This window comes from Aeromonas sp. R2-4, assembly GCF_040908365.1.
GTDB lineage: Bacteria > Pseudomonadota > Gammaproteobacteria > Enterobacterales > Aeromonadaceae > Aeromonas > Aeromonas veronii.
The window spans coordinates 61,298-77,262 of record NZ_JBFODO010000052.1 but is presented as its reverse complement, the minus strand read 5'-3'; the positions used below and the strand labels follow the sequence as shown (position 1 = coordinate 77,262).

Annotated in this window: 11 protein-coding genes; 3 read left to right on the top strand and 8 right to left on the bottom strand. The window is 60.5% G+C overall.

The annotated features are described in order from the left end of the window. Window positions 1-111: 111 nt before the first annotated feature. The 4 genes from AB5Z05_RS19255 to AB5Z05_RS19240 all read right to left on the bottom strand — a co-directional run bounded on the left by AB5Z05_RS19255 (window position 112) and on the right by AB5Z05_RS19240 (window position 6,003). Window positions 112-465 carry a copper-binding protein gene (locus AB5Z05_RS19255; protein WP_368152811.1) on the bottom strand — a complete coding sequence of 118 codons (354 nt, stop codon included), beginning with the start codon at window positions 463-465 and terminating at the stop codon, window positions 112-114. A 44-nt stretch (window positions 466-509) separates the two neighbouring features. Next, a complete protein-coding gene (locus AB5Z05_RS19250) occupies window positions 510-3,638 on the bottom strand; it encodes an efflux RND transporter permease subunit (protein ID WP_368152810.1) in 3,129 nt (1,042 codons plus the stop codon). Window positions 3,639-3,711: 73 nt separating this feature from the next. Next, entirely contained in the window at window positions 3,712-5,229 is a 1,518-nt protein-coding gene (locus tag AB5Z05_RS19245) for an efflux RND transporter periplasmic adaptor subunit (protein WP_368152809.1), read from the bottom strand. A gap of 273 nt (window positions 5,230-5,502) precedes the next feature. Next, the gene (locus AB5Z05_RS19240) at window positions 5,503-6,003 is read right to left on the bottom strand and encodes a hypothetical protein (protein ID WP_368152808.1); all 501 of its coding nucleotides are present in this window, start codon (window positions 6,001-6,003) and stop codon (window positions 5,503-5,505) included. A 392-nt stretch (window positions 6,004-6,395) separates the two neighbouring features. Here AB5Z05_RS19240 and AB5Z05_RS19235 point away from each other — a divergent pair, with 392 nt between their 5' ends. From AB5Z05_RS19235 to AB5Z05_RS19225, 3 genes are all read left to right on the top strand, one after another. Beyond that, window positions 6,396-7,580 (top strand): OmpP1/FadL family transporter, encoded by a 1,185-nt coding sequence (locus tag AB5Z05_RS19235; protein WP_368152807.1) that lies wholly within the window; start codon window positions 6,396-6,398, stop codon window positions 7,578-7,580. A 284-nt stretch (window positions 7,581-7,864) separates the two neighbouring features. Continuing rightward, a complete protein-coding gene (locus AB5Z05_RS19230; protein WP_021231217.1) occupies window positions 7,865-8,170 on the top strand; it encodes a hypothetical protein in 306 nt (101 codons plus the stop codon). Then, entirely contained in the window at window positions 8,130-9,251 is a 1,122-nt protein-coding gene (locus tag AB5Z05_RS19225) for an HlyD family secretion protein (RefSeq protein WP_368152806.1), read from the top strand. Before AB5Z05_RS19230 ends, AB5Z05_RS19225 begins: the two co-directional genes overlap by 41 nt. Before the next feature lie 60 nt (window positions 9,252-9,311). Here the strand turns inward: AB5Z05_RS19225 and AB5Z05_RS19220 are convergent, their stop codons facing one another. The 4 genes from AB5Z05_RS19220 to AB5Z05_RS19205 all read right to left on the bottom strand — a co-directional run bounded on the left by AB5Z05_RS19220 (window position 9,312) and on the right by AB5Z05_RS19205 (window position 15,906). After that, complete coding sequence (locus AB5Z05_RS19220; RefSeq protein WP_368152805.1) at window positions 9,312-12,416, bottom strand: efflux RND transporter permease subunit; 3,105 nt, start codon at window positions 12,414-12,416, stop codon at window positions 9,312-9,314. 9 nt (window positions 12,417-12,425) lie between these two features. Then, the gene (locus tag AB5Z05_RS19215) at window positions 12,426-13,625 is read right to left on the bottom strand and encodes an efflux RND transporter periplasmic adaptor subunit (RefSeq protein WP_368152831.1); all 1,200 of its coding nucleotides are present in this window, start codon (window positions 13,623-13,625) and stop codon (window positions 12,426-12,428) included. Between the two features lie 397 nt (window positions 13,626-14,022). After that, the gene (xthA, locus tag AB5Z05_RS19210; protein WP_368152804.1) at window positions 14,023-14,829 is read right to left on the bottom strand and encodes an exodeoxyribonuclease III; all 807 of its coding nucleotides are present in this window, start codon (window positions 14,827-14,829) and stop codon (window positions 14,023-14,025) included. A gap of 114 nt (window positions 14,830-14,943) precedes the next feature. Then, window positions 14,944-15,906 (bottom strand): ion channel, encoded by a 963-nt coding sequence (locus AB5Z05_RS19205; protein WP_069555464.1) that lies wholly within the window; start codon window positions 15,904-15,906, stop codon window positions 14,944-14,946. Window positions 15,907-15,965: the final 59 nt, after the last annotated feature.

Below are 15,965 nucleotides of genomic sequence, written 5' to 3'. Positions count from 1 at the left end.
GCGCGCCAGAGGTTGACCACACGAACAGGTTGATCAAAAGAAGAGGGAGGCTGATGCCTCCCTCTTGCGTTGTCACTGTCTATCGTGACCTTTTCGGCGAGCCAGAGCCGTTTATTGCGGCTGGATGGCTGTCACTGTGAGCTTGCCGCTCTGGCTTTCGGCATGAAAATGGATGGCATCCCCCACCTTCAGCCCCTTGAGCTGTGCCGGATCTGCCACTCGAAAGACCATGGTCATGGCGGGCATCTTGAGATTCTCGATCGCCTCGTGCTTGATGCCGACCTTGCCGCTCTCCTCATCGAGGCGGGTAATGACCCCCTTGGTCATCACCATTGCGCCCTGTTCGCTCATCTCACCCGTCTGACTCACATCGTGCCCTTCATGGTGCATCATCTCTTCGGCCTGCAGGTTGGTCTGGGTGGCAAGGCCAAGCAGCAATGTCAGGGTCAGCGTCTTGTAGTTCATGATGGTTTCCTCATCGTTCAGTCAATATGGATCGTGAAATCGGGTTATTCGGATTGCGGGTTCGCGCTCTTGCCAAGGCTGCGACTGCGCCACAGATAATAGGCCGCTGGCAGCACCAAGAGGGTCAGCACCAGCGCGCTCACCATGCCGCCGATCATGGGGGCGGCGATGCGCTGCATCACCTCGGAGCCGGTGCCGTGGCTCCACATGATGGGCAACAGGCCGGCGATGATGGTGACCACCGTCATCATCTTGGGGCGCAGGCGCAGGGCGGCGCCGTGGATCACCGCCCGGTGCAGGCCCGCCTGGTCCGGCTTGCCGCAGGCCACGAGGTCATCCCAGGCGTGGTTGAGGTAGACCAGCATCAGGACACCGGTCTCCACTGCCACCCCCGCCAGGGCGATAAAGCCGACCCCGACCGCCACCGAGAGGTTGAAGTCGAGCAGCCAGAGGGTCCAGATCCCGCCCACCACCGCCAGCGGCAAGGTGGTGAGAATGAGCAGCACCTCCTGGAAGCGGCGAAACGCCAGATAGAGCAGCAGCACTATAATGGCGACCGTGAGCGGCACCACGTAGGCGAGGCGCGCCTTGGCCCGCTCCATGTATTCGAACTGACCGGACCAGGTGAGGGCGTAGCCCGCCGGCAGCACCAGCTGCTTGTCCACCTCGGACTTGGCCTCTGCCACGAAAGAGCCGATGTCGCGGCCACGAATATCGACGTAGACCCAGCCGTTGAGGCGCGCGTTTTCACTGCGCAGCATGGGGGCTTCGTCGCTGATGTAGACCCGCGCCACGTCCGCCAGCGCGATGCGCGCACCGCTCGGGGTCACCAGCGGCAGCAGCTCGAGGCTGGCTACCGAGTCGCGATAGCTCTGGGGGTAGCGCAGGTTGATGGGGTAGCGCTCGCGCCCCTCGATGGTCTGGCCCACCTCCATGCCGCCCACCGCGGTGGCGAGCACCGACTGCACGTCGGCGATATTGAGACCGTAACGGGCCGCTTTCAGCCGGTCGATGTCTACCTTCACGTAGCGGCCACCGGCCACCCGCTCGGCGTAGACAGATGAGGCGCCCTCTACCTTGCCGACGATCTGTTCCAGCTGCTGGCCGAGCTGCTGGATCACCTTGAGGTCCGGCCCCGCAATCTTGATACCGACCGGGGTCTTGATGCCGGTGGCCAGCATGTCGATGCGGGTCTTGATGGGGGGCACCCAGGCGTTGGTGAGGCCGGGGAAGCGGATGAGGGAATCCAGCTCTTCTTTCAGCTTCTCCGGGGTCATGCCGGGGCGCCACTGGTCGCGGGGCTTGAGCTGGATGCTGGTCTCCATCATCACCAGATCGGCGGGGTCGGTGGCCGATTCGGCGCGCCCCGCCTTGCCGAACACGTTTTGCACCTCGGGGATGGTGCGAATGAGCTTGTCGGTCTGCTGCAAAATCTCCCGCGCCTTGCCCACCGAGATATTGGCCGCGGTGGTGGGCATATACATGATGTCCCCCTCATCCAGCGGCGGTATGAACTCGGAGCCCAGGTACTTGAGCGGCCAGAAGCCCGCCACCGTCACCACGGCGGCGATGGCCAGGGTGGTTTTCGGACGGGCCAGCACGGCTTTGAGCAGCGGCACATAGCCTTGACTCAGCCAGCGGTTGAGCGGGTTGGCCTGCTCGGCCAGCACCTTGCCACGGATGAAGTAACCCATGATCACCGGCACCAGCGTGATGGCGAGCCCGGCGGCGGCGGCCATGGCGTAGGTCTTGGTATAGGCGAGGGGGTGGAACATCCGCCCCTCCTGCGCCTCCAGCGCGAACACCGGCAGGAAGCTGATGGTGATGATCAGCAGGGAGAAGAAGATGGCGGGGCCCACCTCTATGCTCGCCTCGGTGATGATGCGCCAGCGGTTCTTGTCGGTGAGCGCCTCCCGCTCCATGTGCTTGTGGACGTTCTCGATCATCACGATGGCGCCATCCACCATGGCGCCGATGGCGATGGCGATGCCTCCCAGCGACATGATGTTGGCGTTGATCCCCTGCAGGTGCATCACGATAAAGGCGGTCAGGATGGCGATGGGCAAGGAGATGACCACCACCAGGGATGAACGCAAGTGGAACAGGAAGGCCAGACAGACCAGCACCACCACCGCGAACTCCTCCACCAGCTTGCCGGAGAGGTTGTCGATGGCGCGCTGGATAAGGTCGGAGCGATCGTAGACGGTGACGACCTCCACCCCCTTTGGCAGGCTGCTTTTCAGCTGGGCGAGCCGCGCCTTGACCCCGTCGATGGTGTGCTGGGCATTTTCGCCGTAGCGCATGACGATGATGCCGCCCACCACTTCTCCCTCGCCGTTGAGCTCGGCCAGGCCGCGCCGGCTCTGGGGCCCGGTGACCACATCCGCCACGTCACCCAGCAGCAGTGGGGCGCCGCGCACAGTGGTACCGAGCGGGATCTGCTTCAGATCCTCGACGCTCTTGAGGTAGCCATTGGAGCGCACCATGTACTCCGCTTCCGCCATCTCGATGACGGAGGCGCCGGTCTCCTGATTGCCCTGCTTGATGGCGGTCTCGATAAGGGAGAGCGGGATGCCGTAGGCGCGCAGCTTGTCCGGGTCGACCCGCACCTGATACTGGCGCACCATGCCACCCACGGTGGCGACCTCGGAGACCCCCTCCACCGTCTGCAACTCGTACTTGAGGAACCAGTTTTGCAGCGAGGTGAGCTGGCTGAGGTCGTGCTTGCCGGTTTTGTCTACCAGCGCGTACTGGTAGACCCAGCCCACCCCGGTGGCATCGGGGCCGAGCTGGGGACGGGCGGAGGCGGGCAGGTTGGGCGCGACCTGGCTCAAATACTCCAGCACCCGGGCGCGGGCCCAGTAGAGGTCGGTGTTGTCGTCAAACAGCACATAGACGAAGGAGTCACCGAAGAAGGAGTAGCCGCGCACCGTGGTGGCCCCCGGCACCGCCAGCATGGCGGTGGTGAGCGGGTAGGTCACCTGATCCTCCACCACCTGAGGCGCCTGGCCCGGGTAGGCCGTCTTGATGATCACCTGCACGTCGGAGAGATCCGGCAGGGCGTCCACCGGAGTCTGCTTCACCGACCAGAGTCCCCAGGCGGTGAGCATGAGGGTCAATAGCAGCACCAGAAAGCGGTTGCCCACTGACCAGCGAATAATCGACGGGATCATGATTGGGCTCCTTGCTCATTGGGTGCAGAGAGCTGAGCCTGTTTGTCGACAAGGTAGCAAATGATGGCAGTGATCATGACTTGGCTCCCATATCGTGCTGGCTATGGTCCATGCCTTCCATCCTCTCCATCTCATCCGACGCAGACTTGGTGGCGTCGCCGGTTGCTGGCGCTTGCTGCTGATGGATGCTGGTGATGCGGTACTCATCCCCCTCCTGCATCACCTGCAGATGCAGGGTCTGCCCCTCGGCCAGCTGGCTGATATCGACTCCGTCGGCGACGGTGAACTCCATCTCCATGGCGGGCCACTGCCACTCGGGGATGGGCTGGTGGGAGACCATCAGGGTGCGGTTGGCCAGATCGATGCTTTCAACTTCGCCCTGGGTCCACACCTGGGCGGGGCGCACCGCCGTCATGCGCTGAAAGTCGGAATCGATGGCCGATTCGGAGTCGAGCAGAAACTGGGCCGAGCTGACGATGCTGTCCCCGGCTTCGACCCCTGCCTTGATGGCGACCTTGTCGCTAAACTGGGGGCCCAGGGTGACGGCCACCGACTTGAAGCTGCCATCCCCCAGCGCCAGCACCAGCCGGTCCTGGCTGCCGGTGCGGATCACCGCTTCGCTCGGTACCACCAACCGGGGTTCGCCCTGTCCGGTGCGAATGCTCACCTTGGCGAACATATTGGGTTTCAGGAACTCGTCCGGGTTGGCGAAGCGCAGCCGCACCTTGAGGGTGCGGGTGGCAGCGTCCAGGGTCGGGTAGAGGTAATCCACCTTACCTTGCCAACTGCGACCGGGGGCGTAGTCCAGGGTCATGGTGACCGGATCGCCCACCTTCAGCTGGGCCGCCTGGCGCTCGAACACCTCGGCGCTCACCCACACCTGCTTGAGGGTGCTGATGTTAAAGAGGGCCGCTGCGGGCTCCACATACTGGCCTTCGCGCACCTTCAGCTCGGAGACATAGCCGCTGCTGGGGGCATAGATGCGCACCGTCTCCTGCACCTGGCGGCTGCGCTTGAGGGCCGCAATCTGATCCGCCGGCACCTGCAGGGACTTGAGCTTGCCCTCGGCGGCGCGCAGCAGCAGCGGGTTGGCGGTGTTGAGCGCCAGCAGATACTCGTGCTGGGCGTTGACCAGATCCGGGGCATAGAGCTCGTAAATCAGGTTCCCCTTGCTCACCTGCTGCCCCTCGCTCTTGATGGCGAGGGTGCGGATCCAGCCTGCCATGCGGGCGTTGACCGCCTCCAGCTTGTCCTCGTCATAGCCGACGTAGCCCACCGTCTCGATCTGCTGGTGGATGGGCAGCTTCTCCACCTTGGCGAGCCGTACCCCCAGGTTCTGCTGGATCTCGGGGCTGATGGTGACAGTGCCCGGCGAGCCGCCCTGTTTTTCCTCATAGACGGGGATGAAGTCCATCCCCATGTTGTCCTTGGCGGGGGCATCGCGCTTGTCGCGCGGATCCATGGGGTTGACCCAGTAGAGCGGCGTCCTCTCCTTGGCTGCAGTGCCAGTGGTGGTCTGTTTGGCGGCCCAGTAGCCGCCACCGGCGCCGAGGGCCAGCAGCAGGGCCGATACCAGCAGTTTCTGGCTCATCGCACACCTCCACTTAGTGGCTGGGTGGCAAGGTTTTTGGCGGCGATAAGGCCGGTAACAGGGGCAAGTGACATCATATCTCTTCTCTTGTGCACGCCGCCGGACGGGAGATGGACAAGGCATCACCCGAGGGATTGGCGGCAAACGGGGCGCAGCTGTATCAGTGCGCACGGCTCCCTGTGAGCGGACCGGTTTGGCCGGGGCACAGGGTCAAGGCAAGGCGGCAGGAAACGGGCAAGTTAAAGCTTGCCTGTGCCGCAAGAGAAGGACTTTCTAGTGGCGTAACACCGACAGCATCAGATGTCGGCGTGGCCAGGAGGGAGGGTGAGTACCGCGCGAGCGCAGGAAGGGATCCCGCAACCAGTTATCAAGCAGTGACGCTGCGACGTTGTTGCCAAGTAGCAGGGGGAAGATCAGCAGGGCGACCAGTACACCCAGCAGAGCCATCGCGCCGAAGGAGGGGGCATTGATGCCTGTCTGCATCTGGCACTCATCGCCCATGGCTGACCCCTCGTCTCCCTGATGGCAGGAGAGGGGCATGACATCGCCCGGGAGATCCATAGCAGGCATTGCATGAGAGATATCGCCATCCGCCATCGCCATGGATGAATCGAACATCACCATCGACTGGGCGCTGCTTGGGGTCGGCTCGGAGGAGAGGGGAGAACCATGCCAGCTGATGCAGAGGGTCAGATTGCAGACGAGCAGCAGCGCCAGCAATAGCCGGGCCAGAGCAACAGAGGGCAATCTTGCAGCAAGCTGGGTGAGTGACAATCCGGGCATCCTCAGGGAGCAGATGGCGGGACTGTAAACCTTGCCACGAGGTGAAGGTCAATGGCGCCGGTGATGTAATAGAGGTGCTGTGTTGGGGGGGGATATTTAAGCAATGCTTAACCATTGCGTATGCCCAACCCTAATGAAGTATGCCTCTCATCCCGTTAGGATGCCCCTGTCAGTTACCACGATGGCGTGATGGTTCACTCTTTTGCTCCGGCATAAATGACTGCGGCAGGAGTGCTTGCCGACCTTATCCATCCCGTGACGCCATGAGCGAGCAGTATAAAGCCGCAGGTTTCCCGGATGCTGACAATCAAAGAGTCAAACCGTGTTTTTGAGCTGCACACCTTGCCGGGTGCTCACCATGTTCACTATTCAGGAGTATTGAAATGCAGCCACGACTGCTGTCGCTGATGCTTGCCGCTTTGCTGAGTCCATCAGCCATGGCTGGCGGCCTTGCCCTCTACGAGACCAGCACTGCCAACAGTGCGCTGGCCAACGCAGGGTCTGCCGCCCGTGCCCAAGGGGCAGATACTATCGCAAGCAACCCGGCCGGTATGACCAAACTGGAAGGTACCCAGTTACAGGTCAATGGCGGTGTGGTATACGGCGACCTTGAGCTGGATCTGGACAACGGCGGTAACAACGGCGGAAATGCCCTGCAGACCGCGCCGCTTGGCAGCCTCTATCTGACTCATGCCATCGACGATCAATGGGTCGCAGGTCTCGGCGTCTTTGGCAGTCACGGTCTGGGTATCGATTATGGCGATGGCTGGGATGGTCGTGGTTATACCCAGTCGGCCAAGCTGACCGGCATCGCCTTTGCTCCTAGTCTGGCGTACCGCATTGACTCAAATTGGTCAGTGGGCGCCAGCCTGATCGCCATGAATGGTTCGCTGGAAGCCTCTGTGGATCTGACGTCCGGGATGGGAGAAGGGCGGGAATTCTCCAATAGCGACTGGGCGTATGGCGCCTCCTTCGGGGTACTTTACGAGCTGGATCAGCACTCCCGTATCGGCCTGAGCTACTTCTCCGAACTGAAGTGGGAGCTGGAAGATCAGCTCTTCCCACGTGCTGATGTGGCAGGTCTAGGGTTCGAGATCATGATTCCGCAGACCATTACGCTAAGTGGCTATCACCAGCTCAACGACCAGTGGGCCTTGCTGGCCAGTGCCAACTGGCAGCAGTGGTCCCGTTTTGGCGATATCGGTGTGGCATCTGCCATGGGCAGCCAAACCATTGATATGAATTACAAGGATACATGGCATGCCAGCCTGGGGGCACAGGTTGATGTTACCCCTGCACTGCGTTTGAGCAGCGGAATAGGCTATGACAGTAGTGCAGTGAGTGATGAGTACCGTACTGTGATGCTTCCAGTTGGTTCTGGTTGGCGCTGGGGTCTGGGGGCCAGTTATCAGTTGAGCCCAGCCACCAAGGTGGAAGCGAGCTATACCCTGGTCTGGCTGGGTGATATGCCAGTGGATCAGGACGGGATCGGTCGCCCGCACTTGTCCGGCAGCTACAACAACAGCTACCTGAACTTCTTCAACATCGGTGTGCAACACCAGTTCTGAGTTGTGAGCCTTGCAAGCCTTCACTGGTTGGGGGCTTCTCCATCCTAGCCGTCGCGCCGATCCGGCGCGTTATTAGCTGGGTGGCTCGTGAGGTCCACTTGTTTGCTCATCCGTTACTCAAGGAACAACATCAAATGTCATCACAATCAACCTCTGCGTTAGCGCGGTGGCTTTGGCGCCTGACGTTTATATTGGTCACTGTCGCTCTGGTTGTCTTCTTCTCGAAAGGTGCCCACATCTATCCAATTGAGGCGACCAGGTTCAACCATGCTTTGCCAGCCATCATGGTACTGCTTGATTCCGAGATCTTTATGGGGGTGATTACTGTGATCACTCTCTATGTGGTCCTCTATCTGGTCTATCTGCTGTGGCAACTGCATGAGATCGCTGTGCATCGTGCCAAGGTGTCTGAGTCGGTGCATATCACCCTGGTGTTTGCGCTCTCCTTGTGCGGACTGTTTATCGACAAGACTTGGTGGGTGCTTGCCGTCATCATCGCCTTTGCCCGTTGGGATGTGCTGAGCGAGCGGATGAGCCTTATTATCGGCCATGGTATTCGACGTGGTCGTCATGAGGGGGAGGCATCATGAAAGAGATCCTGCTGCCCTATATCCTGATCGTCTGGTTGCTGGTCAAGCTGAACATATTGCCTTGGAACCTAAAAACGGGTTTTTGGAGTACCGCAATTGGCGCGTTATTGGCGCTTGGTTTGTTGACTACCTCTCGCCATTTGGCTCCGGTGGATTTTACCGATTCGCGACGGTCAAGGCACCTCATGCGGTGTTGGGACCCTTACTAGGCATCAACCAGTTTCATCAGATAGATCAGATTTATGTTGCGCATAATCAGCGCGTTGCGCGTGGTCAGCCCATTTATAGTCTTGCGGATTGGGAGAGTAACGGTAAGTCTCAGGCGTTGAGCTATCAGATTGACGCCCAGCATGCCCAGGTGGCGTCAGAGGTAAGCCAGCAGCGAGCGATCCAGTCACGACTGAACCTCAATCACAAGGAATTGGCTCGGCTGACCCAGTTGGGTAACTTTGCCAGTATTCAGAGCCGTGACCAGCTGCAGACCCAAATTGATGGCGATCTGGCGCAACTGAGTGCCAGTGAAGCGAAGGTTCAGGCGATCGAAGCTCAGGTGTTGAATCTAGAGACAGAGCTGGCCTTGCAGGAGCGACGGAATGAAGAGAAGGTGATCAGGGCTCCGTTTGATGGTCAGGTCTCGATAGTCAATATTGTCAGCGGTTCCCGTACCGGCAACATGCACCTATACGACACTTCTCGCAAGTTTCTGGAGTTTCGCATTCCGGATCAGAGTTTTCGCAACATAGCACCAGGCCAGTTTGCCGAGTTTTATGTAGATGCCTATCCCGGGCGCATCTTTCGGGCACGGGTGCACTCAGTACTTACTGGTACGGGGGAGGCCCAGATGAGTGTTGCGCAGGGGGATCAAGATGTACGGCAGCATGTGGGCAACAACATGTCCAGCCATGGCCGGACAGTGGTGCTCGACATGCTGGTGCCGGACGGTGTGGACCTGCCAATTGGGGCAACCGGCTCAGCCTGGATTTCGGCACATAAACCCCATCCGATGCTTGGCTTTATCGACATCATCGGTGCCGCCACCGTACGCCTCAAGGCGATGAAGGCCTATCTGTTTGCGATGTAACGGACCGACATAAAAAAGCCCCTCCGTGAGGGAGGGGCTTGGTGAGCGAGACCGCAGTGGTCAGGCCCGTTTCTCCGAGCGGCGCATGATGAGCCGGAAGAAGAGCGGGATAAAGAAGATGGCGATAAAGGTGGCCGCCAGCATGCCGCCGATGACCGGCCAGCCGAGGGCGTGACGGCTTGCGGCACCGGCGCCGCTGGAGGTGACCAACGGCACACAGCCGAGGATGAAGGCGAGCGAGGTCATCACGATGGGACGGAAACGCAGGCGCGCCGCCTCCAGTGCCGACTCGATGAGGCTCATCCCCTCTTCGTGCTTCATCACCGCGAACTCCACGATCAGGATGGCGTTCTTGGCGGCAAGGCCGACCAGGGTCACCAGCCCGATCTGGAAGTAGACGTTGTTGGTCAGCCCCACCAGCCAGGTGGCGAGCAGGGCACCGAACAGGGCGAACGGTACGGCGGTGATCACCGCAAACGGCAGGCTCCAGCGTTCATACTGGGCGGCCAGAATGAGGAAGATCATCACGATACCGAAACCAAAGGCCATGCCTGCACTGCCTGCGGCCGCTTTCTCCTGATAGGCGGAGCCGGTCCACTCCAGCTTGGCGTCGTTGCCAAGAGCCTCATTGGCGACCTCTTCCAGCGCGGCGATGGCCTGACTCGAGCTGTAGCCTGGGGCGGGCTGGGCCATGATCTTGGCGGCCTGGAAGATGTTGAAGCGTTCGACCAGTTCGGGGCCGGTGGCATCACGCACCGTTACCAGACTGCTGAGCGGGATCATCTCCCCCTTGTCGGAGCGGACATAGACGTTGCGGATGTCGCTCTTCTTGGCGCGGTAGTCGGCCTCGGACTGCAACTGCACCCGGTAGGTACGGCCGAACTGGTTGAAGTCGTTGACATAGACCTGGCCGAAGGTGGCCTGCATGGTGTCGAACACCGCGTTGATCGGCAGCCCCAGCGCCTTGGCCTTTTCGCGATCCAGGTCCAGATAGACCTGCGGCACGTTGGCGCGGTAGGTGCTGGTGACGCTGGCAAACTCCGGGCGCGCCTTGGCCGCTTCGAGGAAGCGCTGCACTTCGCCTGAGAAGGCCTGGGCGTTGCCGGTGCCACGGTTCTGCAGATAGGCCTCAAGGCCACCTGTGGTGGACATCCCCTGAATGGGAGGCGGGTTGAAGGAGGCGACAAAGCCATCCGCCAGCCCCATCAGGCTCAAGCCCTGGAAGGTCTTGGCCAGCGAGAAGGAGTCCTGCCCGGCCCCCTGACGCTCACTCCAGTCCTTCAGGGTAATGAAGGTCATGCCGCTGTTGCTGATGATGGCATTGGAGAGAATGTCAAAGCCCGAGAAGGTGATCACATCCTTCACATGGGGGTTGGCCATGGCGATCTTGTCGAACTGATCCGCCACCGCCTGGGTCCGGCTCATCGCGGCCGCATCCGGCAGCATGACGGCGGAGATGAGGTAGCCCTGATCTTCGTTTGGTACCAGTTCGCCCGGCACTTTCAGGAAGAGGCCGTAGATGGAGAGGATCAGCACGGCGATGATGGCAAAGGCGACCCCCACCCGACGGTTCAGGAAGGCTACACCCCGCACATAGCCGCGGGTCAGCTGGTCAAATTTATCGTTGAACCAGACGAAGAAGCGGGCCGGTTTGTGGTGTCCCTCTTTGAGCAACACGGCACAGAGGGCCGGAGAGAGAGTCAGTGCCACCAGACCGGAGATGGCGACCGAGACCGCGACCGTGATGGCAAACTGCTTGTACATCACCCCGGTCATGCCGCCCATAAAGGCAACCGGCAGGAACACGGCGCAGAGCACCAGTACGATGGCGACCACCGGACCGGAGACCTCCTGCATGGCGAGGATGGCAGCCTCCTTGGCGGAGCACTTCTTCTCGCTCATGATCCGCTCTACGTTTTCGAGCACCACGATGGCGTCATCCACCACGATGCCGATGGCAAGCACCATGCCGAACAGGGTCAGCAGGTTGATGGAGAAACCGAGCACCAGCATGCCGGCGAAGGTCCCGATGAGCGACACCGGCACCGCGATACAGGGGATCAGGGTGGCGCGGAAGTTTTGCAGGAACAGATAGACCACCACGAACACCAGCACGATCGCCTCGAACAGGGTGTGTACCACCTCTTCGATGGAAATCTTCACGAACTCGGTGGTGTCGTAGGGGATCTGGTACTCGATATCCTGCGGGAATCGCTCCTTGAGTCGCTCCATGGTGGCGTGTACCGCATCGGCAACCGCGACGGCGTTGGCGCCCGGTTGCAGATAGGTGGCGATACCGATGGCCGGTTTGCCGTTGGCGCGGGCCACCAGATCATAATCCTTGCCCCCCAGCTCGACCCGGGCGACATCGCGGACCCGGATCTTGGAACCATCGGGCATGGAGCGGACGATGATGTTCTGGAACTCCTTCACATCCTCAAGGCGCCCCTTGGTCTGCACCGTGTAGGTGAAGTCGATGGGGGCCGTGGTGGGTTGGGCACCAATCTTGCCTGCCGCGAACTGGGTGTTCTGCTCGCGTATGGCACCGATCACGTCGCTCGGGGTGAGCTCGAGTTGGGCCAGTCGATCCGGCCTGAGCCAGATACGCATGGCGTAGTCAGTACCGCCAAACAAGGTGGTATCACCGATGCCGGGAATCCGCTTGAGCTCGTCGATGATGTTGAGCAGGGCGTAGTTCGACAGATAGGTGGTATCGAACGAGCCGTTCGGTGACTGGAGGGTGACCACCTGCAGGATGGAGGTCGATTTCTTCTTGACCGTCACTCCCTGCTTTTTCACCTCTTCCGGCAGCTGGGCCATGGCGGCCGAGACCCGGTTGTTAACGTTGATGGTGGCCTGATCCGGATCGGTGCCGATCTCGAAGTAGACGTTGAGGTTCATCTGGCCGTTGGAGGCCGACCCCGACTGCATGTAGATCATCCGCTCGACGCCGTTGATCTGCTGCTCCAGCGGCGCTGCCACGGTCTGGGAGATCACCTCCGGGGTTGCGCCCGGATAAAACGCCGTGACCGAGACCACCGGCGGGGTGATCTGGGGATATTGCTCGATGGGGAGCGCCCGCATCGCCGCCAACCCGCCCAGCACGATAATGATCGAAATCACGCTGGCGAAGATGGGACGTTCTATGAAGAACTTGGAAAACATACGGGCTCCTTACTTGGCCGCAGACTGGCTGACCACCTTGCCGGTGATCGCCTTCATCTCATCGGCAGAGACAGGTTTTACCACTGCGCCGGGGCGAGCCTTCATCAAGCCTTCGACGATATAGCGCTCACCAGCCTGCAGACCGCTCTCGATCAGCACGCCGGAGTCGACCGCTGCGCCCAGGGTTACCGGACGGGGCACTACCTTGTTGTCGGCATCGACTACCATCACCATGCGGTCAGCCTGGGACTGGATGATGGCGCGGGGCGGCACCACGATGGCGTTTTTGCGGGTGCCCAGATCGATGGTCATGCGGACAAACTGGCCGGGCAGCAGTACGCCGTCCTTGTTGTCGAAGATAGCGCGGGCACGGATGGTGCCGGTCTGGGGATCGACCCGGTTGTCGGAGAAGTTGAGCTTGCCCGCCTCCGGGTAGAGGGAGCCATCGGCCAGACGGATATGGGTACGCCAGGTGGTGGCATCCTTCGCCTCAATCAAGCCCTTCTTCACCGAGTTCTCGAAGTTGAGGCGATCCTGCTCCGAGTAGGAGAAGTTGACGTAGAGCGGATCGAACTGGGTGATGGTGGTGAGCAGGCCGTTGTCGCCGCTGGTGGAGATGAGGCTCCCCTCGGACTGGGAGCTCTTGCTCGCCATGCCGTTGATGGGGGCGGTCACCTGGGTGTAGCTGAGGTTGAGCTCCGCCTCTTTCACCTTGGCCTGAGCGGCTTGATGGCTGGCGATGGCCGCTTCATAGTTGGCGATGGTGTCGTCATAGTCCTTGCGACTCACCACCTGACGCTTGAAGAGGGGAATGATGCGATCCCGGTCAGCACGGGCCTTGTTGAGACGGGCCTGCTCCTGAGCCAAAGTCCCTTTGGCCTGCTCCAGCGCCACCTTGTAGGGCTCAGGGTCAATCAAAAACAGCTCCTGACCGGCGGTAACCGGCTGGCCTTCCACATAAGTGCGCTTGAGCAAGATGCCACTGACCCGGGAGCGCACATCAATCTCGCGAAAACCGGCGGTCTCTCCCACCATCTCGGTGGTGAGCGGCACATCGGTCAGCTTGACCTCGGCGACCACCACAGGGACGGCGGGCATGGTCTGGGCCGTTTGGGTCGTCTCGCCGCCACAGGCGCTCAGACCGCTGATCAGCGCCAGGGTCAGCAAGCTGCGTTTGTAAACCTCTCTTCCGGCATTGGGCACCTTCATCATCACACTCCTGTTGGATCGATTTCGGCTGCTGCGTTCAGCATGTTTCTCCATACACATCATTAACTTCATGATTAAAAAAACAACTTATTTATGATTGGAATGGGAGATGATAGGGCGGCAACCTTGAACACAACCTTCTCAAAGTGGCAATTAGGGTTGCCGATTGACGAAAAAAGTCTGACTTTTCCGATTTGGGCGGGGGGCTTCGGGGATGTTCATCCCGGGCCCGGGCTCTTCGCAACCGTATCACGCCAGCCACTCCTTGCTGCAAAAAATAAGGTGCCATAAGGCACCTTGTCTGGATGGGTTTTTTACGCCCTTTTATCGCAGGCAACCGCGAGCCGCTTCACAGTTTACGAATTCGTCGCGGCTCATCGGTTAATCTTGCGCCGTGTCAGGCGAAGCAGGCCCAGATGGGTGCGTGGTCGGAGGGTTTCTCGATGCCGCGCAGCTCGTAGTCGATACCTGTCTCGGTCACCTTGTCCTTGAGGGCGTCGGAGGCCATGATGAGGTCGATGCGCAGGCCGCGGTTCTCGTCAAAGCCCTTGGAGCGGTAGTCAAACCAGGAGAAACGCTCGCATTCGGTGGGGTTGGCTGCGCGGAAGGTGTCGGTGAGGCCAAACCCTTTCAGTCGCTCCATCCATTCGCGCTCGATGGGCAGGAAGGAGCACTTGCCATCCCGCAGCCAGCGCTTGCGGTTCGCCTCGCCGATGCCGATGTCGAGATCGGTGGGGGAGATATTCATATCCCCGATCAGCACCAGCGGGTCGTCCGGGGTGTGGTTGGTCTCGAGGTAGTGCTGCAGATCCTCGTAGAACTTCTGCTTGGCCGGGAACTTGGTCTCGTGATCCTGACTTTCACCCTGCGGGAAGTAGCCGTTCATCACCTTGATGAGAGATCCGTCTTCGCGCTCGAAGGTGGCCATGATCATCCTGCGCTGGGCCTCTTCGTCATCGGTGGGGAAGCCTTTCTCCACCTTGACCGGCTTCTGCTTGCTCATGATGGCGACCCCGTAGTGGGCCTTCTGGCCGTGAAACTCCACGTGATAGCCCATGGCCTCCACATCGGCCAGCGGGAAGGCTTCATCGTGCACCTTGATCTCCTGCAGGCCGATCACATCGGGCTGGTGCTTGTCGATGATGGCTTGCAGCTGGTGCAGACGGGCGCGCAGGCCATTGATATTGAAAGAGATGATCTTCATGTCCGGGATGCTCATGTCATTTTTATAAGTGGCTATTGGACTAGGAATCGGCTGTGGATGCAAGTTTGGCGCGGGCCTGCGTCAGTGGCAGGCACCGCGGTGTGGGCAGAGGTGTCAGCGGGTCATCTTTTTGACGAATACCACCACAAACAGCGCCAGCGTAAAGCTGCCGGTGAAGGCCTCGAAGGCGGCGAAGATCCTGGAGAGGCCGACCGGAGTGAAGTCACCGTACCCCAACGTGGTGAAGGTGACCACGCTGTAGTAGAGGCATTCGAGCAGGAAGATGGCATTTTGCTCGAGCGGGGCACCGGGCTGGTAGATGAGGTGCTCGCCCTGAAAATGCAGTCCGCAGAAGAAGTAAAAAATGCTGCAGATAAAGATGAGCAGCAACGAGAAGAGCACCACCCGCATCGGGGCCTCGCCATAGCCGCAGAAGAGATCGACCACCCAGGAGGTAAAACGCTGGGTCGACCAGAACGGCAGTTGCAGGCGGCGCATGGTGAGTTCCTGCTGGATATAGTTGCCGGACATGGTGAAGATCCCCTGTGCCTCGGAGGCTTTGCGCAGATCCCGGTAGGTCTCTTCCGCCTCCTTGAACCAGATGCGTGCCTGTTTGGGGTCCCGTTCGCGGCGCCCCTTGCGATCCTGCATCACCCGTTTGCCGGTCTGCATGTTGTCGAGCCGGGTGTTGTGCCAGCGGATGCCAAGCAGGTTGACGTCATCGAGGGTAGCGCACTGGAGGTTGGCATCACTCAGATCGGCCTTCATCAGGCTGCCGCCCTTCATGCGCAGGCCGTAGAGGTGACCACCGCGCAGGTTGGCGCGATAGAGGTTGCACTGCTCCAGCAAAAATCCCTGATCGGACTCCTTGTTGACCAGATTGAGACCCGCCAGATTGGCCCGTGACAGCTGCAGGCCGTGGCAGAGTCCGCCAGCGCGAACGTACTGTTCAAGCGCCTCGGCGCTGCGGGCTTCCTGATGGGTATGGTGGGGATCATGCCAGTGGCAGAGATCGTGCTCGCCAGCCTCTTCACTGCAGTGGCGGCCATCGGCCACCAGATAACGACACATCGCCATCTTCGTTTCCCTCGCATTGCCGAACTGGTTTCAGCATAGGCGGGGAAAAGGGGGCGTGG

What these genes read in the sequence shown, in the direction of transcription:
- AB5Z05_RS19215 (WP_368152831.1), bottom strand. Translation starts at nt 13,625, where the DNA reads ATGAAGGTGCCCAATGCCGGAAGAGAGGTTTACAAACGCAGCTTGCTG.
- xthA (WP_368152804.1), bottom strand. Translation starts at nt 14,829, where the DNA reads ATGAAGATCATCTCTTTCAATATCAATGGCCTGCGCGCCCGTCTGCAC.
- AB5Z05_RS19220 (WP_368152805.1), bottom strand. Translation starts at nt 12,416, where the DNA reads ATGTTTTCCAAGTTCTTCATAGAACGTCCCATCTTCGCCAGCGTGATT.
- AB5Z05_RS19250 (WP_368152810.1), bottom strand. Translation starts at nt 3,638, where the DNA reads ATGATCCCGTCGATTATTCGCTGGTCAGTGGGCAACCGCTTTCTGGTG.
- AB5Z05_RS19225 (WP_368152806.1), top strand. Translation starts at nt 8,130, where the DNA reads ATGGTATTCGACGTGGTCGTCATGAGGGGGAGGCATCATGAAAGAGAT.
- AB5Z05_RS19245 (WP_368152809.1), bottom strand. Translation starts at nt 5,229, where the DNA reads ATGAGCCAGAAACTGCTGGTATCGGCCCTGCTGCTGGCCCTCGGCGCC.
- AB5Z05_RS19235 (WP_368152807.1), top strand. Translation starts at nt 6,396, where the DNA reads ATGCAGCCACGACTGCTGTCGCTGATGCTTGCCGCTTTGCTGAGTCCA.
- AB5Z05_RS19230 (WP_021231217.1), top strand. Translation starts at nt 7,865, where the DNA reads ATGGTACTGCTTGATTCCGAGATCTTTATGGGGGTGATTACTGTGATC.
- AB5Z05_RS19205 (WP_069555464.1), bottom strand. Translation starts at nt 15,906, where the DNA reads ATGGCGATGTGTCGTTATCTGGTGGCCGATGGCCGCCACTGCAGTGAA.
- AB5Z05_RS19255 (WP_368152811.1), bottom strand. Translation starts at nt 465, where the DNA reads ATGAACTACAAGACGCTGACCCTGACATTGCTGCTTGGCCTTGCCACC.